Origin of the sequence: Saccharicrinis fermentans DSM 9555 = JCM 21142 (assembly GCF_000517085.1) — a bacterium.
Taxonomy (GTDB): Bacteria; Bacteroidota; Bacteroidia; order Bacteroidales; family Marinilabiliaceae; genus Saccharicrinis; species Saccharicrinis fermentans.
The window spans coordinates 4037722-4061744 of the sequence record NZ_KI912107.1 but is presented as its reverse complement, the minus strand read 5'-3'; the positions used below and the strand labels follow the sequence as shown (position 1 = coordinate 4061744).

The 24023-nt window shown below is 37.9% G+C and carries 12 protein-coding genes; all 12 read left to right on the top strand.

What is annotated here, in order from left to right; all coding sequences use genetic code 11:
- Positions 1-5: 5 nt before the first annotated feature.
- The 12 genes from CYTFE_RS26930 (at position 6) to CYTFE_RS0116470 (ending at position 24000) form a co-directional block, all read left to right on the top strand.
- Positions 6-1013 (top strand): glycosyltransferase family protein, encoded by a 1008-nt coding sequence (locus CYTFE_RS26930; protein WP_211238187.1) that lies wholly within the window; start codon positions 6-8, stop codon positions 1011-1013.
- 561 nt (positions 1014-1574) lie between these two features.
- A complete protein-coding gene (locus CYTFE_RS26925; RefSeq protein WP_052343248.1) occupies positions 1575-2627 on the top strand; it encodes a glycoside hydrolase family protein in 1053 nt (350 codons plus the stop codon).
- Between the two features lie 58 nt (positions 2628-2685).
- Positions 2686-3333, top strand: coding sequence for a GDSL-type esterase/lipase family protein (locus tag CYTFE_RS0116515; protein ID WP_044211897.1), 648 nt, complete (start codon positions 2686-2688; stop codon positions 3331-3333).
- 5 nt (positions 3334-3338) lie between these two features.
- Entirely contained in the window at positions 3339-5708 is a 2370-nt protein-coding gene (locus CYTFE_RS26920) for a glycoside hydrolase family 95 protein (protein WP_081736018.1), read from the top strand.
- Between the two features lie 150 nt (positions 5709-5858).
- The gene (locus CYTFE_RS0116505) at positions 5859-6980 is read left to right on the top strand and encodes a glycoside hydrolase family protein (RefSeq protein WP_027472700.1); all 1122 of its coding nucleotides are present in this window, start codon (positions 5859-5861) and stop codon (positions 6978-6980) included.
- A gap of 97 nt (positions 6981-7077) precedes the next feature.
- The gene (locus tag CYTFE_RS0116500) at positions 7078-8619 is read left to right on the top strand and encodes a sulfatase family protein (RefSeq protein ID WP_027472699.1); all 1542 of its coding nucleotides are present in this window, start codon (positions 7078-7080) and stop codon (positions 8617-8619) included.
- A gap of 225 nt (positions 8620-8844) precedes the next feature.
- Positions 8845-9612 (top strand): alpha/beta hydrolase, encoded by a 768-nt coding sequence (locus CYTFE_RS0116495; protein WP_200871187.1) that lies wholly within the window; start codon positions 8845-8847, stop codon positions 9610-9612.
- 26 nt (positions 9613-9638) lie between these two features.
- Positions 9639-11525 carry a methyl-accepting chemotaxis protein gene (locus CYTFE_RS28910; RefSeq protein WP_052343247.1) on the top strand — a complete coding sequence of 629 codons (1887 nt, stop codon included), beginning with the start codon at positions 9639-9641 and terminating at the stop codon, positions 11523-11525.
- A gap of 175 nt (positions 11526-11700) precedes the next feature.
- Positions 11701-15705, top strand: a complete 4005-nt coding sequence (locus CYTFE_RS0116485) for a hybrid sensor histidine kinase/response regulator transcription factor (protein WP_152541640.1) — start codon at positions 11701-11703, stop codon at positions 15703-15705.
- Positions 15706-16167: 462 nt separating this feature from the next.
- A complete protein-coding gene (locus tag CYTFE_RS0116480; RefSeq protein WP_044262860.1) occupies positions 16168-19245 on the top strand; it encodes a SusC/RagA family TonB-linked outer membrane protein in 3078 nt (1025 codons plus the stop codon).
- A gap of 7 nt (positions 19246-19252) precedes the next feature.
- Positions 19253-21151, top strand: a complete 1899-nt coding sequence (locus CYTFE_RS0116475) for a RagB/SusD family nutrient uptake outer membrane protein (RefSeq protein WP_027472695.1) — start codon at positions 19253-19255, stop codon at positions 21149-21151.
- 59 nt (positions 21152-21210) lie between these two features.
- The gene (locus CYTFE_RS0116470; RefSeq protein WP_027472694.1) at positions 21211-24000 is read left to right on the top strand and encodes a SusC/RagA family TonB-linked outer membrane protein; all 2790 of its coding nucleotides are present in this window, start codon (positions 21211-21213) and stop codon (positions 23998-24000) included.
- Positions 24001-24023 lie beyond the last annotated feature (23 nt).

Genomic DNA, 24023 nt, shown 5'->3' with positions numbered 1-24023 from the left:
ACTAGATGGACATGAAAATTTTATATGCCCTACAGGGAACAGGGAATGGGCACATCGCCCGGGCACTGGATATCATTCCCATTTTAAAAAATTATGGAAAGGTAGATATTGCCATAAGTGGAAACCAGTGCGATATTGAGTTGCCTTGGGATATTAAATATCGCTTGCATGGAGCGGGTTTTATTTTTGGTACAAATGGAGGTGTTGATTTTTTTAAGTCGGTGGCGAATATGCGTGTGATGAACTTTGTGGCAGATATATTGACAGTGCCGGTTTGGAATTATGATTTGGTGATAAATGATTTTGAACCTGTTGTTGCCTGGGCTTGTAGGCTCAGGGCTAAAGAATGTATTGGCCTTTCGCATCAGTCGGCAGTACTGCATAAAGGGGCTCCTAAGCCTAAGGTGAATAGCTGGCTTGGTAGGTTTGTTCTTAGGTATTATGCTCCAGCTAGCTGTCATTATGGTTTTCATTTTAAAACATTGGGAGATGGTTTCTTTACTCCGGTTATTCGAAAGGATATTCGTTCTATTCAGCCTGAAGTGAATGAGCATTACTCCGTTTATTTACCTGCCTATTCGGATGAAGCTATTGTTGATTTTCTGACCCAATACGATGAGGTAAGCTGGCAGGTGTTTTCGAAACACAATAATAGGTCCTTTGCTTATAAAAACGTATTTATTCAACCAGTAAACAATGGTGAATTTGTTCAAAGTATGGCATCTGCAAAAGGGGTACTGTGCAATGCAGGGTTTGAAACGCCCGCCGAAGCATTGTTTCTGAAGAAAAAGCTTTGTGTGCTACCTATGCGGGGCCAATATGAGCAGCTGTGCAATGCAGCTATGTTAAAAACTATGGGAGTGCCTGTCTATACTTCTTTAGGGCAGGTGGATGAGTCTTCTTTTAGAGCCTGGCTTAAAGATGATCAGGTGGTGGAAGTAAATTACCCGGATAATACAGATTGGATCATTTCGTCTATTGTAAAACCTGAATGGTGTATTAGAACTACGTAGTCTTTGCAAGAAAACTCCAAATACTGCGTTATTCTCATTTTTGAAACAGTCATTTACAATCAGTAAACTCCTTGGTTTCAAAAATATCGAAAGCCTTGTTTTTGAAGAATTCTTATCAAAGACAGAAAAAACAGTCGTTTTCTTGCAGCCACTACCTAATAGATTTTCTAACGTTTTTTCTGGTTACGTGTATGGGCTAAATGTGATGAAATCTGTTATGTATGAAAGATATTTGCGCAGTTTTACCAAGCAGTACAAGTTATATATTTTACTTTTTGTATTTAATTATTTGCATTGGCTATATCAGTCTCTCGTCCCTTTAGTGGAGAGGGGAATGAGCCCATATAAGGATGTTTATTTTGAGACCTCTAGGGGATGATGAATAATAATTCATATTATTTGAACGAATATTTATAATGTCAAAAAATAAATGGGGATGATTGATCTTTATCTAATACTACGATACCATTTATAATCATATTTTTATGTCTATTTTAAGGATGATTTATACCTGTTCGCAAGATAAGTTATATATGACCATTAAAAAATAAATTTAGACATATGAAAATTCAACAAATCGCAATTTTAGGATTATTAATAGTAGTAGGTTGGGGATGTACTACCCCTACCAACAAGATGAAATTAGAATATATTGGTGTAGCTGCCGAAAATAAAGGCATGCACGTGTGGGGCTCATCGCCTGTAATGGATAAAGAAGGCAGAGTGCATTTGTATGCCGCCCAATGGCCCATGAATACACAACCTAATTTTAGTGGATGGTTCAAGGATTGTGAAATAGGCCATTACGTGAGTGACAGTCCGGAGGGACCTTTTGAATATGTTGGAGTTGCAGTTGCGGATAGAGATAGCTTATTTAATTCGCCACATAATCCAACAATTCATTATATGGATGGACGTTACGTGTTGTGTTTTATTGTTAATGAAAATAGTAAATTAAAAACCCAGCGAATTGTCATGTATGTGGCAGATGACTTGAGTGATAACTGGCGTCCAGCCAGTGGTGCTGAGCCGGATGGTACCATCTTGCGAAAACCCCAAGATTCTACCTTATGGAACTACAAAGCTAAGTTAGGAGTATCTAACCCTTCATTGATCAAGCATAATGGGAAATATCTTTTGTATCATAAATCGGTTATTCCTAAACAACCTAAAGGTTCGGCCTATACCTATGGTGTGGCTGTTGCCGATAATGTGGAAGGACCGTATACTATCTTTCCCCAGAAGGTGACGCCTCCCAAAATGCAGCTTGAAGATGCCTATGCCTTTGCTATGAATGATTCAGTCTATCTTATGAGTCGCGATTTTGTCGGTTCTTTGGGGAATAGTGGCGGTGGACTGCTATGGCAATCGAAGGATGGTTTTTACTTTGATAGTAAAAATACAAAAAGAGCTTATGAAGATTTAGCACACTATTTAGGAGAAGAATATTTGAAGGATGCCACTGCCTATAGGGGGAAAAAACATGGCCACCTTGAACGTGCTCAATTGCTCTTTATAGATGATAAACCGGCTTATTTGTACCTAGCTACAGGTGTTCAGGTGAAACCAGGTTATGGGAGTAGCTCGCATGTCTTTAAAATAAGTTTTGAGTAGTGATTTTGTGCTATAAGCATATACCGGCAATATGTAACGAACATGTAAATTCAATGATATGAAAGCATTAAGTACGACCGTCTTTTATACCTGTTTTATTTTGCTATTGTTTACCTCATGCTCATCTCGTCCTGTGATGATAGCTTGTGTTGGAGATAGTATAACAGCGGGCGCTAAGCATAAGAAACAAAGTGAAACTGCCTATCCAAAGGTTTTGGACAAACTTTTGGGGGATGGTTATAGCGTGGTTAACTGTGGGAGAAGTGGAGCGACTGCATTAAAAAGGAGTAACTTTTCTTATTGGAATTGTAATGAGATATCCAATGTGTTTGCCCTTCGTCCTGACATAATTACAATAAAACTAGGTACGAATGACTCAAAACCTGGTAACTGGAATGCGGAACGGTTTAAGACTGATTACCAGTGTTTGATAGATACTTTTCTAAGTATTAAACCAAAGCCAAAGATTTATCTTTGCTTGCCTGTCCCGGTATTTGATCATCATAATTTTAGAATTCGGGGCGAGGTTGTAGCCCACGAAGTTATACCTATTATTAGAAGCTTGTCTGAGAAAAATCATTTGCCGCTTATTGACCTTTATCAGCCTTTTATAGGTAAAGCAGCACTGGTTCCTGATGGAGTGCATCCAGCTGAAGAAGGTGCTGCATTTCTGGCAAAGATTCTTGCACAACAAATTAAAGAATAGTTTAGATGAAGTTATATATGAGTAAGGTAAACCGGACAAAGAATAGGTATGACATCGTAAAGCGGATGATACTGTTTCTTTTCGGGATGTTGTTCTTATGCGGATGTAATACTATTGAAACAAAGGAAGATATACCATTAAAGATATGGTTTGATCAGCCCACTTCAAAATGGAATGAGGGTTTGCCCATTGGTAATGGTAGTCTGGGTGCTATGATTTATGGAGCACCCGCTCAGGAAGTCATTTGCTTGAATGAAGAAACGATTTGGAGCGGAGAAAAGAAGTATCATGATAAGAAGAATGGGTATAAAGCCTTGGATGAGATTCGCCAGTTATTGTTTGATGGTCAATATGTGAAAGCAGAACGTGTTGTGGCAGAAAAGCTCTTGTCTACACGTTTACCTTCTGGAACCAATGCCTATCAAATGTTGGCTAATTTGTTGATTGAAAATGCGGGCATGGATAGCCTTGAGAATTACAGGCGTGAATTAGACTTGAATTGTGCAAAGGTAAGTACTTCGTTCGAAAAAAACGGAGTGAAATACAAACAGGAGTACTTTTCTAGTTTCCCGGATAAAGTAATGGTTTTTAGGTATTCTGCCGATAAAGACCATTCCATTAGTCTTTCAGCCCATGTGGAAAGGACGGAGAATACGAAAATAGAGTGGGTAAATAATACCATTCACTTTTCTGAACATGTGGGGCAAGGCGTTGGCGTTATTTTTCATGCGGCCATTGATTTTGAAACCAAGGGCGGATCAACCCACGTTCAGGATGGTAAGCTTGTGATAAATAATGCAGATGAGGTGCTGATTAGAATAGCGGCTGTGAGTAATTATAGAGGCGGTGCTCCCAAAACTTTGTGCCAGCAGCATTTAGATGCTTCGTTGACCCTTGGTTTCGATGAGTTAGAAAAGAGGCATATTGCCGACTATCGTTCGTTGTTTAAACGTGTAGATCTTCATCTTTCAGACAACGATGGAGAGGATTTGCCTACAGATAAACGATTGAAGTTGGTAAAAAAAGGTGGAGTAGACAATTATTTGACGCAGCTTCAGTACCAATTTGGACGGTACTTGATGATTAGTAGTTCAAGGCCGGGTACCCTTCCCGCTAATTTGCAAGGGATATGGGTCAATGGTTTTAAGCCGCCATGGAATTCAGATTACCACATCAATATCAATGTTCAAATGAATTATTGGATGGCAGAGATGACCAACCTCTCTGAGTGTCATCAGCCATTTTTAGATTTTATAGGTGATCTTCGGCAAATGGGTAGAATAACAGCCAAAGAAACTTATGGTTGCCGTGGCTTTGTGGCACATCATACCAGTGATGTTTGGCATAACACCTTTGGGTTTGAACGTGCACGTTATGGTATGTGGCCAATGGGAGCTGCTTGGTGTTGTCAGCATTTATATACCCATTATGAATTTACCGAAGATAAAGACTACCTGCGAACTTATGCTTATCCGGTGATGAAAGAGGCAGCACAATTTTTTGTTGATTTCATGGTGCCTGATCCTAAAACCGGTTTATTAGTTACCGGCCCTTCTGTATCGCCTGAGAACAGTTTTTTTGATAAAGACGGTAAGATGGCGACCATCAGCATGGGGTCTACGATGGATCGCGAAATTATCTTTGAATTGTTCCATAATTGTATTGCATCAGCTGATATTTTAGGAGTAGATAAAGAATTTAGTGAAGTTCTGAAAACTAAACTGAAGCAAATGCCACCGCTGCAGATAGGAAGCGATGGTCGATTGATGGAATGGGTGGAGGAATTTCCGGAAGAGCAACCGGGGCACCGTCATATCTCTCATTTATATGCCTTGCACCCTTCTAATCAGATATCAAAAACAAAAACACCAAAGCTGTTTGATGCCGCAAAAAAAACTATTGAGTATAGATTGGCTCATGGAGGAGGCCATACTGGCTGGAGTCGTGCATGGATCATTAATTTTTGGGCTCGCCTCCTGGAACCTCAAAAAGCTTATGAGAATATTGTGGCATTACAACGAAAATCTACTTTGCCTAACCTTTTGGATGTTCACCCTCCTTTTCAAATAGATGGTAATTTTGGAATGGTCTCAGGTGTTACTGAGATGTTGCTGCAAAGTCATGACGGAGTGGTGAATATATTGCCGGCTTTACCTCGGGAGTGGGCAAATGGTTTTGTCGAAGGAATCATGGCACGAAAGGGTTTTGAAGTGAGTATGGAATGGGAGGATGGAAAATTGAAAGCGCTTGTTGTACACTCTAAGTTGGGGAATACCTTACAATTGCAATATGGTCATATACTTAAAAGTTACGACACCCAAAAAGGAGATGTCTTACGTTTTAATGGGGATTTAAAGCCTAGTGATGCATCCTAAAGGGAAATTGGACTAAATATATGTAAGTGCCCTGTCTATGTTCTTATTTTGTTGGGTAATAGACTTGTTTAAGGAGGTGGGCATTGTTTTTTACGTATGGTTCATCAGGTATAGGTAATTGAAACTAAATTAGATTAATAATTATCATTTATGAATAGTGCACGTATATTATTTTCAACTTTACTGCTTTGCTTTATTGTTTTTATTTCTTGTCAAGATAAAGGAACTAAGAAAAATGCTGGGAGCAAAGCACAACATACAGAAGCCTCTTGGGAAGGGCCTACTGCTATTGCTGATCATTGGAAATTGATTGGCGAAGCGGTCAATGAGCCGGGTTATGATATCTGGGGAAGTTCTCCCATAAGAGATGAGCAGGGGAATGTTCATCTTTTTTGTGCACGATGGTCCTCAGAAGAGCCTTTTAAAATTGCGTGGCGCTTCAATAGTGAGATTGCACATTATGTGTCAAAAAGTCCAGAGGGTCCCTTCCGCTTTGTGGAAGTGGTAGGAAAGGGAAGAGGGAATGACAGGTGGAATTCCGCTGGTTTTCATAATCCTAGTATTAAGAAAATTGACGATAAATATGTGTTGGTATATATCGCCAATGATGGAGCTAAACAGCATGGTCCTAACCAGAGAATAGGGATGATGGTGAGTGATGATATCAATGGGCCATGGACGGATATACCGAATAGGAATATGCCCTTATTAAGTCCTCCTACTGATAGTACTATATGGTGTTTTAATAGTGGTTTGGGCGTGAATAATCCGAGTATCATAAAACATCCCAATGGTAAATATCATTTGTATTTTAAGGCATTGTCTGGTCCCCGACCTAAGGGAAAAGTGAGTATGGGTGTGGCAATTGCTAATAAACTGGAGGGACCTTATATTATTCAAGCAAATCCTATTATAAGCAATGAAGTTAGAATTGAAGATGGTTATGCATTCCTATGGAGAAATCATATTTGCCTGTTAACTACAGATAATCATGGAATCCTGGAAAAAGGGGGTGGCTTACTTTGGGTATCTGAAGATGGAATTACATTTGAAGCGGAACCATTATCCGGATTTCATAATTGTCAGAATTTTTACCTCAACGGAATCGTTCCGGATGGTGCGAAGGCCCGTTATGGTAAGAATGTCAAATTTGAGAGACCGCAATTGTTGATGGATGGGAACAATGAGTTGGAATATCTTTATTGTCCAAGTGGTGTAGCTTTGGATGGTAGTGATGGCACCAATAGTTATGTGCTGAAATATCAAAAATAGTTGAAAGGAACCGTGTGTAAGTTTTCGCTAATTCATGCGAATGATTTTTGTGATGTAATTACATCTGACAATATATAGTATTATTAATAATAAAGAGATGAGAAAAATATTGATTTTATTTTTTGCATTTGTAGCTTTATCGGCTAGTGCAAAAAAAACAACTGCGCCAAACATTGTTTATGTGCTGGCCGATGATCTAGGTTATGGTGACGTGCAATGTTTTAATCCCAATGGGAAAGTTCCAACACCTAATATGGATGCCATGGCCGCTAATGGAATAATGTTTACAGATATGCATACGAGTTCTGCAGTCTGTACACCAACTCGTTATGGTATTTTGACAGGGCGTTATAACTGGCGGTCTACCTTGAAAAGTGGTGTTTTGGGAGGGTATTCGAAATCGCTTATTAAGCCAGGGCGTACTACGGTAGCCAGTTTACTTAAAAAACAAGGCTATACCACTGCTTATATTGGAAAATGGCATATGGGTTGGGATTGGAAATTGTTGGAAGAGAGTACAAACATCAATAACCTGCATAAAATTCAGAAAGTGGATTATTCAGTGCCCGTGTCCAATGGCCCCAGAACGCATGGGTTTGATTATTCTTATGGCTTTTGTGGTTCCTTGGATATGCCTCCTTATGTATGGATAGAGAACGACAAAGCAACCATGGTTCCGCATCGGATGACGCATTCGGTGGATGCTAAGACAACCTGGCGTAATGGTCCTACATCTGAGGACTTTAACCATGCTACGGTCTTGCAAGATGTTACGGATAAGGCAGTGGAATATATTAATGAAAGGGCAAGAAAGAGTAAGCCTTTCTTTTTGTATCTACCTTTACCAGCTCCCCACACACCTATACTTCCATCAACGGAATTCCTCGGAAAGAGTAATACCAATATGTATGGTGATTTTGTGATGCAAGTGGACGATGTTTTACGTCAAATACGTCAGGCGCTAAAAGATAAGGGTATTTCAGAAAATACCTTATTGGTGTTTACCAGTGACAATGGTTGTTCTCCTAAAGCTAACTTTGACGAGCTTAAGCGTGTGAAACATAATCCAAGTGGTGCTTTTAGAGGAGGTAAGGCTGATATTTTTGAAGGGGGCCATCGTGTTCCTTTTATTGTAGAATGGCCTTCGAAAACAGGAAAGAATAAGGTGGTGGATCAAACTTTGTGTACAACAGACTTTTTAGCTACTTGTGCAGAGCTTACAGCTTATAAATTAGCAGACGATGAAGGAGAAGATAGTTATAGCATGTTGCCTTTGATTATGGGTGATAAAAAAACAATACAACGTACTTATACTGTTCATCACTCTATTAATGGCTCATTTGCTATACGTAGAGGAGAATGGAAAATGTGTTTCTGTCCTGGCTCTGGTGGCTGGTCCGCACCTAAACCTAATTCTTTTAAAAATGCAGGTGGTGATGTTCCAATGGAACAACTTTATAACCTCAAAAATGATGTGGCAGAAACCACTAATTTAATTGATCAGTACCCTGAAATAGCTAAGGAGCTGAAAGCGGCTATGACAAAAATTATTATGGATGGACGTAGCACACCAGGCGCAAAACAAAAGAATGAGGGTATGGATAATTGGAAGCAAATAGAAAAGTTTTTGGGTGAATAATTTCCAACTGCTTTGATGCGCAATGGATTCATATTATTGTAAGAATAATTACAGATGATTGGATTGTATTATCAGGAATAGGTGGACTGTATGCTGTTGGTATTTTAGTGCACTATATTCTAGGTGATCTATGAAGTAAACTCGAAAAAAATGTATAAAAAGCAAATTCTTTTATTATTCGTGAGCTTGTGTTCTTGTGTTTGGACATATGCCCAGGAAAAAGTCATGTATAAACAAGTTGATTCTACGCAACTATTTATGGAGGTGCGCTATCCGGAAAAATTAGGCGATGACCATAAAACGGTAGCCATGATTTTCTTTTTTGGAGGAGGTTGGAATAGCGGATCTATCCGACAGTTAGAGCCTCAGGCTAAGTACTTCGCTCAGCGCGGTATCACGTGTTTTTTGGTAGATTATAGGGTCAAAAAAAGACAGAAAACTAGTCCTTTTGAATCATTGAAAGATGCCAAGTCAGCCATAAGGTATGTGAAAAAACATGCGGATGATTTTGGTATTGATAGTGCTAGGGTGATTGCAGCAGGGGCCTCGGCAGGGGGGCATCTGGCAGCTGCAACTGCCATGATTGAAGGTTATGACGAGTGTAGCGACGACTTATCGGTGAGTTGTGTTCCGGATGCATTGGTTCTTTTTAATCCAGTGATAGACAATGGACCAGGTGGCTATGGGTATGAACGAATAGGTGATCATTACAAAGATTTTTCCCCTCTCCATAATATTAAAAAGGGTGCACCTCCTACCATATTATTCTTTGGTACCAAAGATCGCTTCGTGCCGGTGGAAACGGCCAAGTATTATCAAAAGGTGATGCAAAAAGTGAATAGTATCTGTGAGCTTTATATTTATGAAGGACAAGAACATGGTTTTTTTAACTATAAGAACTTTGAATATTATAAAGAGACAGTAACTAAAACGGATGAGTTTTTACAAACTCTGGGGTATTTAAATAAAGAGCCCATCATCGAAATTAAATAATAGAATTTATTTTTTTTGACTAAAATATGGAGAAAAAAAATAGTCTTAAGGGCGAAAAAAAAATAAAAGGGAGTTTCTTTAATAACCTATCAGTGAAGAAAAAGTTGATGCTTGGCTTTGTAATATCTTCTTTATTTATTTTTTTGATAGGTGGCATTAGTCTCATTGCTATCAATACTGCCAGGGATGCTTCTGTACTGCGAGCAGAACTCGAACATCAGGTGGCCTTGATTAGGAATGTTAGAATGCACTTATTGGGGTTTGGTTTTGATCATGCCAAATATCGTACTAATATTGTTAGAAGAGAGTTTAATACCTTGTTAAAGACAAATTTAAAATTGACTACTCTGCTTGAGGATCAAGAGAAAAGTAAAATGGACTCCATTCAGCAAGACCTAAAAAAAAGGCGAAAGGTTATCAATGATTATTTGAAGAATGCCATTGTTTATGATAGTATTACGTCGGTTATGGCGAAGAAAGCAGATGTAATCAATTCATATATCAATAAGGGAGATAATAAGTTCAGAAGTATGGATCCTAAGCTGGCGATGAATACGAATGACAAGTTAAACTGGACGCAAAAGCGTTTTTTATATGCTAAGTTACGTCCCGGTAAAGCCAATTATAAGAGTTATTATTCGCCTGTTCTTCAGTTGAATAAAGCGGCGTCTTTGATGGGTGATAGTAGACTTATGATGATGACTGACGAGCTTTTAAGTATTGTCTCTGATTTTGAAAATTTATTTGAGAAAGACAAGGAGCTTGGAAAGCTCTCTGACGAAGGTTTTTCTAAAGTGGTAGTTTATACTAATAGTTTGATAAAAAACCACGGGAAGAGTAATGAAGTAAAATTAACTTTTATTTGGAATTTAGTGATTGTAATTGCTTTATTAGGTGGTTTGTTTGTGTATTTTGTGTCAAGGATCACTTCCTTGTCGACGATACGAGGCATTGAAAAATTAAATAAATTGTCTTTGTTTGTGACAGAAGGGAAAATTGGAATACGTATTTCTGATGATTTATTAAGTAGGAGAGACGAAATTGGTGCTTTGGCTAAGTCCTATGAAAATATGCTCGTCAAATTTCGTTATGTGATTGGCGAGATTGCTGGTAGTGCAAAACAAATATTGAGTGCTGGAAACGAATTGAAAAGTAGTTCTCAATCCATATCCGTATCGTCCAACGAACAGGCAGCATCCTTAGAGGAGATTTCAGGTACCGTGGAAGAAATAGTGGCCAATATTCAGCAGAATGTTTCCAACGCGCAATCGACTCAGCAAAAAGCTCGTGCTTCTGCAGAAGGCTTAAGACAGCTGAAAGTACAAAATGATAAGGTATTTAAATCATCTGTGGATATTGATAACAACACAAAGATTATTAATGAGATGGCATTACAGACAAATATTCTCTCATTAAATGCCGCTGTGGAGGCTGCCATAGCCGGCTCTTATGGGAAGAGTTTTGGTGTAGTTGCTGCAGAAGTTAAAAAATTGGCTGTAAAAAGTAAAGATGCTGCGGGGGATATTGTTAGGTTGACTAAAGAGGGAACGGAATTGACAAAGACTGGAAGTAAACTGGCGGAGAAATTACTGCCTGAAATGGAAATGACTCATGATTTGGTAAGTGAAATTGCTGCAGCCAGTAAGGAACAACAAGTCGGGGCTGAACAAATTAATATAGCGATTAGTGCACTCAATAATGTGTCACAGGAAAATTCAAGTCGTGCCGAACAATTGTCTGAAAATGCGGCTTACCTGAGTAAACAGTCGGACAAACTGAATGCGGTTATAAGTTTCTTTTCTGTTGAGGAAATGGAGGATGAAGCAGCATCGGGTAACAAATTGTTGAGCCGGATTTTTGGGGTGTTTAGGCGTAAGACAGCCAAGGAAGGGAGCCTGAATAGGTTGGAATAAGACCTCTATTGAAACGCTTTTGGCAATGGTATTTTGAAAAACTAGAACATTTTTATAGGAAATATGTCTTTATTATAGGAATATAGAATATAAATTTGTCGACAACCAAAGGTGTCACAGTAGTAATTCAAATGTGTCCTTAGGTATTTTTATAGTTGCAGGAGTAAAAAAAACAGTGAAATACTATTTACTTTTAATATTTCTAAGCATTAGCTTTCTCGCTTCTGCTCAGTTGGTCAAGTTCCAAAAGCTTAGTATGGGCGATGGCTTGTCCGACTCCCGTGTGCGTTGTATAGGCCAGGATAGGTACGGTTTTATGTGGCTAGGTACTTCTCATGGCCTAAATATTTATGATGGTACTCAATTTCGACATTTTTTTTCAGATGCCGAGGATAGTGCCTCTATTCCTGGCAATGATATTACTAAAATGGTTTTTCAGGAAGATTCTATTTGGCTAGGAACTCGCTTGGGGCTAGGCTTAATGAATGTTGTCTCAAAAGAATGTAAGCGTATTGATTTGGGTACTAATTTTGATGTAAGGACTTTATTCTTGGAAAAGGATAAAAGCATACTGTGGGTTGGAACAAGTACGGGATTGATTAAGTATGATATTAGAAGTGGAAAAATACAAGAGTTTAATACGCATAATAGTAACATTAGTCATAACACGGTTAGGTCCTTGTATAAGGATACATCAGGTAATTTGTGGGTGGGTACATTTGATAAACTCAATAAATTGTCACTTAACTCTACTGTGTTTGAGGTGGTGGATCTTAAGCAGGATTATAATCCTAAAATTAAAAATGACCTTGTTTTAAGTATCCTACCAGATGATACTACCAATGATTCTATTCTATGGATTGGTACGCAAACTGGATTGGTTCATTTTAATCGTTTTAAACGAGAAATGCGTTTTTTTCGAGATGACAATTCTAAGCTTGTAAACTCAGTTTCGAAAACATTACTGAAAGCTTCTGAACATAAATTGTGGATTGGTACCGACTTTGGCTTGGGGGAAATGAATAAGGATTTTGATATTCAACTCCATTTTCACGATCCTTTTAATGCAAGTTCACTGGCGAATAATACGGTCTGGGATGTGTTTGAAGATGATTCCGGCACCATGTGGTTTGCTACAAATAACGGAGTAAGTATTTTGTCACGCAACAATAATCGATTTCAATTTTATCCCCTGGTTTTTAATCAGGCCAATAATGTTATCGGGTATGAGGTTCGGGATATGATTGAAGATTCTGAATGTAATCTTTGGTTGGCAACACAGTCTGGGGTGGTGAAATTTAATTCCGAAAAGCAGCTGAAAGAAATTTTTAATGCAGAACAAGCGCTTAGTAAAAAGTTAATTTTAAATGAAACCAGGAGTGTTCTGGAGGATAGAGAAGGTAAAATATGGATTGCCACCAATGGGGGGGTGGCTGTCTGGAATCCGCTTACAAAGACCTTGTCTCATTATACGGCTGATTTTGAGGCAGGATCTGGATTGCGATCCAATTATATTACAGGTTTTTTTGAGTTGGATGACCAAACCATATTGGTGAATAGTTATAGGGGCTTGCATCGTAAGGTGGAGCATAATGGCCTAACTGGATTTGAATTTATAAGAAATATACCCAATGTTTCAGCTTTTCACGATCAGTTCCTATGGTCTTTCAAAGGATCTAAATTGCTGAAAACAAATACGAAGTCTTTTGAGACATTTGAAGAGGTCGATTTTAGGATGAACGATAAATTGTTTTTAAAATCAATTTTGTTCTCGGAGAATGATATAGTTTGGCTAGGTGTTAAAAATGGATTGATTAAGTATGACTTAGGTTCCAAAAAATATGAATTTTATGAAATAAAATCCAACAAAACATTTTCTTTGATAAACTTATTGGCGGATGATGATGGAAGTATCTGGGCTTCATCAAGCTCTGCCTTATTGAAATTTTCGCCTAAAACAAAATTGTTTGATATTTACCCCAATGGTAAGGAGGTGCCCATAAGCCGCTTTGTTGAGGACTGTTGCTTAAAAAGAAGCAATGGTGAACTGATATTTGGTGGGCAGGACGGTTTTATTAAATTTTCTCCCGCTGATGTTACTAAGTCCAATTATAGAGCCCCAGTTAAGTTTACCAATCTTTATATATCTAATAAGAGCATTTCTGTTGGAGAAAAGGTCAAAGGAAAAATTCTCTTGAAAAAAGACATTTCTTTTACCGAAGACTTGGAATTGGATTATGCGAGTGGCTCTTTTTTGATTGCATTTTCTTCTTTGCATTTTGGCGACCGGAACGGAATACGTTACGCCTATAGGCTCGAGGGTGAGGATTATGACTGGAATTATATCAATAGTAATGTGGGACAAGCCTCTTATGCTAACTTGCATGCAGGTAAGTATAAGTTACGGGTAAAGGGAACGAATAACGATGGGGTTTGGAACCCTGAAGAAGCAGTGATGAACATCCGGATTCATCCTCCGCTTTTGGCCAGTCCATTTTTTATTGTGATTTATTTTATCTTACTGGTTTTTATTATTCTGGCTATCTTTTATTACTATTCCAGACAATCAGAAATGCGAAATCAGTTGAAGATTATTCGTTTGGAAAATCAACATGCTGAGGATATTGATCGATCGAGACAACAGTTTTTCACCAATATTTCTCATGAATTGGCAACGCCATTGAGCCTGATTATTGGATCGATAGAAAAGCTTGGCAAGGCATCTGAGTTGAAACAAAAAAGTAAGAAGTACGTGCAAATTATAGAAAATAATGTACGTCGTTTGCTCTGGCTAAATAATCAACTTTTTGATTTTAGAAAGCTTGAAAATAAATCTTTGAGCCTGAAAATATCTGAGTTTGAGGTAGTCGAATTTTCTAATAAAGTTTTTGGTTTATTTGTCGATAAGGCAGAGCAAAAGAATATTGCCTATACTTTCATTAGTGATATGGATCATTTGCTGGTGAAAATGGATTTTCGGAAATTGGAAACCATACTTTTTAATTTATTGTCCAATGCTTTTAAATTTACTCCCTCAGGTGGAACCATCACACTGACCATTGGTTCTGATGATTTGGAATCAGGTAATAGTATGTTTATTTCAGTCAAGGATTCTGGTGTAGGACTGTCTGAGGAGGATCAGCAAAGAATATTTGAACGTTTCTACCAATCGGATGATGCAAAAAAAATGGAGCGAGGCTCTGGGATAGGTTTATCATTGGTAAAAGAGTATGCTAAAATGCACGAGGGTAAGGTTGTTGTGAATAGTCAGTTGGGGCAAGGTTCTGAATTTAAGGTTTTTCTGTCTCTTCAACTGGATTATGATAGGAGTGAACCATTTTCTACTGGTCAGGACAACAGTGAGCCTTTGTTAAAGCCACAAACGGATGTAAAGATTCACGACACCATTGCAAATGAATCAACGGGTTATCCTACTATTCTTTTGGTAGAGGATGATAAGGAAATAGCGGAGTTTATACAGTTTAGTTTAAAAGATAACTATAAGTTTAGTGTGGCTTCCAATGGTAAAAAAGCTTTTCAGGTCATCGCAGAGACTATGCCTGACCTTGTTATTAGCGATGTGTCTATGCCGGAAATGGATGGTATTGAGTTTACCAAAAGGTTTAAAAGTAATTCAAAAACCGCCCATATCCCATTGATCTTATTGACTGGTAAGTCTGAAAAAGAAGTGCAAATAGCGGGATTTAAAAATGGTGCTGATGCTTATATCTTAAAACCATTTGAAATTGATCTATTGGAAATTCGTATCGAGAATTTATTGAAAGATCGAGTCAGGTTTTCGCAACATATGAAAATTGATCGTATCGCCAAGCCTACCGAAAAATCAATTGTATCGGCCGATGAGAAGCTTTTAAAACAAATTGTTGCCTGTATTGAGAATTTTATGACAGATTCTGAATTGAATGTGGAGAAAATTTGTAAAGAGACGGGCGTGAGTCATTCTACCTTATATCGGAAGGTGAAGAACTTGACAGGACAAAATGTAAATGAACTTATACGCACAGTGCGTGTAAGGCGGGCTGCTCAGCTTTTGGCAACTAAAAAATTCTCTGTAGCTGAGGTGATGTATGAAACAGGTTTTTCAAATCACTCCTATTTTTCTAAATGCTTCCGAAAGCTCTATAAGGTTTCTCCTAAGGAGTATATTGATCATATCTAAATGCGCTTTGAGCAGTATATTTATCTCTATTTTAAGCTTGCCTTTCCGTTAAAAATCATCAACAAATCTTAAAATCTTAACGTAAACTCTCTTAAATAAGTGCATTTGTCTCTCCTGTTTGTTGTGGTTGATGACTTGTGATGTAATTGACTAGTAATGAATATTTAGTGTTTGTTTCGTGAATGATATATGCTCTTATATGACTATATTATTTCCTTTATTGGCTGAATAATTTGTGTCTTTAGACTAATCTCTGTTTATATTTTTTCACAATTCAACGCATATTTGAGTGATCAACCTTAGAACAAATGAAGCTACATATTGGAAAGCATAAAATAGTACTTAGCGTACTTGTAATTCTATTGATTTTTGTTTTTACCATTTTGGTGAAGTCTGTTCTGGTATTTTTCTAATTTTTTAAAAAGCATCAACGATTATTAAGTAATCAAAAATTGTCTATACATGAAAAAAATTATTCAGATTCTATTTCTAAGTTTTTGTTTGTGGGGCACAATGCTGGCTCAAGAACAAACAATGAACGTGTCGGGTAAGGTCACCGATTCAAAAGGAGAACCTCTGCCTGGAGTGACAGTTCTTGTTGAAGGAACGCTCCAAGGAACCATAACCAGTTTTGATGGTACTTTTAATTTTGAAGTGCCTGCGGGTTCAAAGAATTTGTCCGTTTCTTTTATTGGGTTTAATACTCAAATCATTCCTATTGGTAGTAATGTTCATTTTAATGTGGTTCTTACCGAAGAACTAGTGGGCTTAGATGAGGTCGTAGTTATTGGTTATGGATCCCAAAAGAAAGAGAGTGTTCTGGGGGCTATTAATCAGGTTAAATCAGAAACTATTCTTGAAGCTGGAGCCTCTAATTTGTCCAATGCTTTGAATGGACTTTCTCCAGGTTTGGCTATTGTTCAGTCTTCGGGACAACCTGGAGCGGATGATGGGGAATTATTTATTCGTGGTAATGCTGATCCATTGATTTTGGTTGATGGAGTTGAGGTCTTAGGGGGTTTTTCTAATATTGACCCTTCTGATGTGGAGAGCATCAGTACTTTAAAAGATGGTGCTGCCACATCCGTTTATGGTATTCGTGGAGCCAATGGTGTGGTCATTATTACGACTAAACGTGGTAAGATGGGAAAACCTAAGGTGAGTTTTAAATCTGAAATTACCTTAAAGGATTATGTTGAAGGAGAAGATGCTATGGATGCTTATACCGCTAAAACTGCTTGGAATGCAGGTTCTTTAAACGAACAAGTATATAGTTCGTATTATGGTGACGAAGCACTACAGCATTGGAAGGATGGTGATTTGCCGTATATGTATCCGGATATTGATTGGGTAGATTTTATGACCAAAGACTTTGCAACAAGTTATAACCAAAATGTCTCGGTTCGAGGTGGAAATAATTTTGTTACATATTTCGCCTCCGCAGGGTATTTAAAAGAGGGAGATATTTTTAAGACTGAACAGCTTTATGATTATGATCCCGAATATTCATTCAAACGTTATTCATTTCGTGGTAATTTGGACTTTCAACTATCGAATACAACTAAGTTCAAAACTAGTATTAGTAGTCGCTTAGAGGATTTATCTAAACCAAAAGAGACGGTTACAACCAAATTGTTATATATTGCAGATCCTGGAGCTACAGTGCCTTATTTCCCAGAGGAGGTGATGGAAGAATATCCGGACGCTAACTTTCCAGGTTTGGTAGAAGAACGGTTTGGAGCTGGTGTAAATTTGTATGAAAATTTGAATGCTAGTGGTAATACGCAGACTAAGACGACGATTTTTTCTGCCGACTTTGAATTGGAACAAAAATTAGACTTTATTACACCAGGGTTAAAATTTACTGTCAAGTACAATTATATAGGTAAATATGGAAGTAAGAGTGAGGTAAAATTAGATCAGGCCACATGGGCCAGAATTAATGAGTATACGCTATATCCCGATGGTACTTGGGAAGCTCAAGATGGAATTGACCAAGAAGCACCTTATGCCCCGTTTATACAAGGTGGAGAATCGATAAATAGTAATCAGGATATTACATACTATCGTGGTCAGTTTAACTACATGCGTTCTTTTGGAAACCATAACGTAACCGGATTGGCACTTTTTAGCCGTAATAAAAAAGTTACTGGTACTTCGTTTCCATATTATACAGAAGACTGGGTAGGTCGTGCTACTTATAACTATGATACAAAGTATTTTGCAGAAGTTAGTGGCTCCTATAATGGAGATGAGACTTTTGCAGAAGGATATCGTTTTAAGTTTTTTCCGTCTTTTGGATTAGGTGTTAATCTAGCCAGACATGGATTTGTAAAAGAATTACTCCCCACATTAAATAATCTAAAAATTCGTTATTCCTATGGTCAAACAGGTTCAAAATCAGGTTTAGGAACTAACCGTTGGCAATATCTAAGTTATTATGATTATAATTCTGCCAAAACTAGTGGGGATACTAGGTATTGGTTTGGTTACGATTTGGACGAAGAAATGACCGTTATTTCAGAGTCGCAGATTGGTAATCCTACCCTAACATGGGCTACGGTGACCAAACAAAATATTGGTGTTGATTTTGGTTTCTACAAAAATAGATTGTCTGGTTCTGTAGAGTTTTTTAAAGATAAAAGAGAGGGTTTAATTGAGGTATTGTCGGCAGCTGTACCTACTTTCTATGGTTCTTCTGCTTCTCTGCCATTTGCCAATACAGGAGCTAAAGAGAGTCATGGTTTTGAAGTTTCTCTAACTTATAAAAACAGAACATCCAGCGGTTTTGCGTATTCAGCTACGGGATTTTATGCATTTAATGAAAATCGTATTATCAGTAGTGCAAAGGATGGAGCAGGTACTCCATCTTATGCTACATTGGCTGATAAACCAGATGGAGCCTCTTCTCTTTTGAAAGAGAATGGTTATTTTCAGAATATTGATGAGGTGGTTAATTATCCTAGTATCGTTGGTGGTGCTGCTTTGGGAGATTATAGATACATCGATTATAATGCCAATGGAACCGTGCTTGCGGGAGATTTACAAGATAATGTGAGATTTGACTTGCCCGATTCTCCTAAAAATACTTTGAGTTTACGTTTGGGTTGTTCTTACAAGGGTTGGTCGTTGAGTGCCCTTCTAAGTGGTACTATTGGACATGAAGGTCTAGTGGATGAAGATTTAGCCTATGCCCTATCTTCTGGTAGCCCCTCAGGTACCTATTCTCAGTTGGATTATTGGACACCTTCTAATACAAATGCAGCTTATCCAGCTTTACATACTTCTACAACCAATCCTAACTTATTAGATAATACGGCTATGATCATAGACTTGGATTATATCAAATTGCGTAGTATGAATTTGGCGTATGATTTTGATATGAGCAATAGTAAAAAAATTAGCCAGATGCAGTTGTATATCAATGGTAATAACCTACTTACATTCTCTCATCTAGATTATGGAGATCCAGAAGGTAATAGTCCTGGATCATACCCTATATTGCGACGAATCAATCTTGGTTTTAAATTGACTTTTTAAATAAATAATGATGAAAATTAAATTATATATACTTCTCTTTATTTTTGCTCCCTTGTTTGTGAGCTGTGAAGATTATCTTGATAAGCAGCAAGATCAAGACGGGATGGATCAATATGATGTATTCGAAGAGCTACTGACTGCTAAAGAATTTTTGAATGGTGCTTATGCCGATCTGATCACAGAGGTGGATGCCCTTGGCTCAAGTGCAGATTATTTGCCCGGTATGACCATGTCAGGAGAAGGTCACCCTGGGAGACTTAGCGATATAGGAGCTACGGATTTCTTAAGTGTTTATCCCGCTTTTTCTGCAGGTGAGTACTTGAGTTTAATGGACAAAGGTTCAAATTATCCTAATTTTGTAGGTAGATATAAGAGAGCTTGGCAGAGTATAAGAACTACTTGTAGTTTTCTTGAAAACTGCGACTTAATAGCAGATGCGAGTTCCGATGAAGTGGACCTTTTAAAAGGACAGGCTTATTTTTTGAGAGCTTTTAATTATCACCTTTTGACTAAACGTCATGGTGGACTTATCTATTTGAAGAGTACCATTGACCTGAACGAACCATTTAATCAGACCAGAGAGTCCTATGAGAGTAATTATGAGGATATGATTGAAGACCTCGACTTGGCTATTGCTTTGCTTCCTGTTACTTGGGAATCTGGTGAATATGGTCGTCCAACAAAAGGTGCCGCCATGGCATTGAAATCTAGAATTTCGTTATTTAGAGCTAGTCCATTGGTGAATGAAAGTAATGATGTTACCAAATGGGAGGCTGCTGCTGAAGCTGCTGGTGATCTGATTAACTATGCCGCAGATAATGGATTATATCCTTTGATAGATGCAAGTGCGGCCATAACGATGGATGTAGATCATAATGGTGCCGACTTATATGTTCCTGAACATGAGCTTTTAGAACCTTATAGAAGTATTTTTGTGGGTCCAGGGAAAACAAAAATTGTGCCGGACGAAGTGATCTTTATGGTCGCCAATAACAAACTTCCTGTTATAAATGGGGTGTTAGGGTTTCCAAGTACTGCCCTTACCAATGGGTTTACCTTTATGAAGGGTAATCAAAAACCAATGGGTATTGGAGCGACTGCTAATTTTGTGGAGAAATTTGAAACGAAAAATGGCTTGGCCATTGAGGATGATCCTTCTTATAATCCCCAAGAACCATTTATTAACCGGGATCCTAGATTTTACAATAATATCTTATTTGATGGTGTACCCTGGATAGAAGAGACTCAATATAACAAAACAGGTATTATCGATCTGGCTACGGTGAATGAGAATGGGGCTAGTGGATTAGATAGACATAATTATGCGCTAACCTCTAATGCAGACCTTTATAAAGTGCGAAATCTAACAGGTCTACTAATAAGAAAATGGCGTCCTCACGGATGGTTATGGTCTTCAAATCGTAATTTTCATGTGAATGAGAATGTATTTAGAATGGCAGAAGTGTATCTGAATTATGCAGAAGCTGTGAATGAAGCATATGGTCCTAATGGTACTTCATCAAACTGCACGCTTACAGCGCTTGAGGCAGTGAACATGATACGTAATAGAGTGGGAATGCCCAATGTAAATTCAATTTATACCGGAGATGTTGCATCTTTTAGAGAACGTATTCACAATGAACGTGCGATAGAATTATGTTTTGAAGGAATTCGTTATGATGATATTCGACGTTGGAAGACCGCAGGTGATGATGAGAATACCAAAGTGGAGTATTTAGAACAATATTGGCAAGGGGTTTCTGAGACTTATCCTACGGGTTACAGGTATAGTACCGAAGAACAGCCTGCACTGAAGAAAACGTTTTCAGAGAAGCATTACTGGTGGCCAATACCTACTTCAGAGATAGAAGCAGTTCCTTCATTTGGTCAAACACCAGGATGGTAAATATCTTCTAACCCATAGAATAATAAGGATATATTCGGTTTAAACAAAAAAAAGAAAAAATGAAATTAACCATAAGAGAATTGAAAATATTTATTTTCAGTATGTTTTCTGCTTTGGCTACCAATGTGGGTGTAGCTCAAACTGCACCCGCAGGTGGTGTGGCTATTGAAGATACGGCTGAGGTTCGTCATAATGATGAGATTCTAAAAACGCCTTTTGGCACTTTTAATCTGAGTCAATCTACAGGATCTATTTTTAGAATCTCAGGTGAAGAACTTCGTAAAACACCAGGAACTAAACTGATCGAAGCGCTAAGGGGAAGGGTTCCCGGTTTATTGATTAAAAGAACATCGAACTCACCGGGTGCCGGGGGATATTCATATTCTTTGAATGGCGGTACACCTTATATCTTAATTAATGGACAGCCAAGAGGTTTGGAAGTTGATTTGCGTGAGGTTCAAGAGGTGATTGTATTAGGTGATGCTACCTTTAACTCTTTACTGGGTAATCTGGGTGATAATGGACTTATTTATGTTGTAACCAATGGTACAAAATTAGGAAAACCAACAATTGAAGTTGATTATCAATATGGTATTCAAACACCTACTTATTTACCTGAACTTTTATCTGCGTCGGAATATGCTAAGGTGATCAATCAAGTGGCTAATAATGATGGTTTAGGGGATATATATAGTGCTGAAGCAATAGCTGCTTATGCGGATGGCTCGGACCCTGTTCGTTATCCGAATATCGATAATCAGGATACCTACTTGGCTGACTTTTCGGCCACAAATACCGCATCTTTAAATGTGTATGGAGGTGAGCCTGGTTTTAAATATAGCGCATTTGCCGGTTATAACGATTGGCAAGGCCTTGAGAAGGTGGGGCATAAAACGGATGGACGTGAGTTAACCTTTCGAACTAAAATTGACACCAGAATAAATGATTTTATTAGTGCCAATGCCAGTGTTTTTGGAAAGTTTTCAAACAATGATCGTAATATATTAGGACCGGACGCTATCATGTCTTCTATTTCGACTACGCCCGCTAATGCGCATCCCCTCACCTACGGAGATGCTTATATTGTGAGCCCCCAATATCCAAGTAACTTACTCTCTGAACTTGAAAATGGTGGTACACATACAGATTATGTTTCTAATATGATCTTTGATGTAGGGTTAGAATTTGATCTGAATGAGTATGTGGCTGGATTAAAATACAGCACTTATGCTATCATGCATACTTATAATGCACATAGCTTAAAAACTAATAATGCCCCAGGTCTTTATACCTTAGAGAGTCTTCAAGGTTCAGATGGTCAGGATTCTACGGGGCTTAAGTTGTATCAAAAAGAAGTAATTGACTTGACTGTGGGAAGAGACAATGGGGGTATTCAACGTAATTTTACCTATGGAGGTAACGTGAGTTACTTGAAGACATTTGATGAAAGTATTTTGAATTTGAATTTGAGTCACCTGTTGTACTTTGAGCCCAATACCACAGCAACCCAGGCAGATAAACGTAATCTTACGTTTAATCTAAATGCTTCTTATGCATTGCGCAATAAATATATTGCATATGCTAACCTTAATTCAAGTAGTAGTGCTAAATATATTGGTGAGAATAAAACAAAATTCTTTCCAACGGTTGGCTTAGCATGGGTTGCTTCAAATGAATCTTTTCTTGCCGATAATGAGCTGATTGATAATTTAAAGATTAGAGCTTCTTATGGTAGAGTTGGTACAGAATATACATCCACCTCTTTGTTGTATAATGATACTTGGGGTGGTGGTTTGAAAAATGGTACCACCTATCTGGGTACAGGAACAACTGATCAATATCAATTTGGTTATAGACAAACGGCTACTGGTAATGAAGAGATTGATTGGGTGTTATATGATCAATTTTTTGCGGGTGTAGAATTGAACGTACTTAAAAAGATAAACCTTCAATTCAATTACTTTAATATAGCCATTAGTAATATTATCTCAAAAGCGAGTGAGCAGTATGCCAGTGCTTTAGGCGGTGATGTGTATTTGCCGTCATTGAATTTCGAAGAGAGAAGAAATACCGGCTTCAATGCAAACATCATGTTTAGTGATCGTGGAGAAGACTTTAGTTATTATGTAAGTGGGAATGTAGGGAATAATAAAATAGTGGGCGAAAAAATATCGGAAGTGCAATACCCTGATCAATATCGACTGCAACAAGGACAAGCTATTGACCAAATCATGGGTTATGAGAGTGATGGTCTTTTTACAGCTGAAAACATAGCCGATGCACTGCCTCAATTTGGCGAAGTTCAAGTGGGGGATGTTAAATATGTTGATCAGAATAATGATGGCGTCATTGATGCGAGGGATCAAAAGGAGATTGGGAATAGCACACCTCGATTTAACTACGGAATTGCATTTGGTTTTGAATATAAAGGCTTTAATCTGGATGTTTTGGGTAATGGTGTCGCAGGTTATGATATTAACCTTAAATCATACGACTATTATACACATAGTGGCCTGGGTAATTATTATGCGAGTGTAAATAAAGATCTACCCAATGGCAATGCGAATCCTCGTCTGAGTGTTCTAACAAGTAACAATAACTACGAAAATTCTGATTACTGGCTGGTAAATGGTGGTTATTTTAGAATATCAAATGTCGAGTTAGGTTATACTTTGCCAAAGTCTTTTATTTCTAATAGCTTGTTCTCTAATGTAAAACTTTTTGTGCGAGGAAGTAACTTGGCTGTAATCAGTAAGGTGAAGGATTTAGATCCTGAAGATATGAATGCTGGAGTGTCGGAGTACCCTATGATGAGAAGTTTTGTTCTAGGTGCAACTTTGAAGTTTTAATTCGTTAATGCTAAAAATACAGA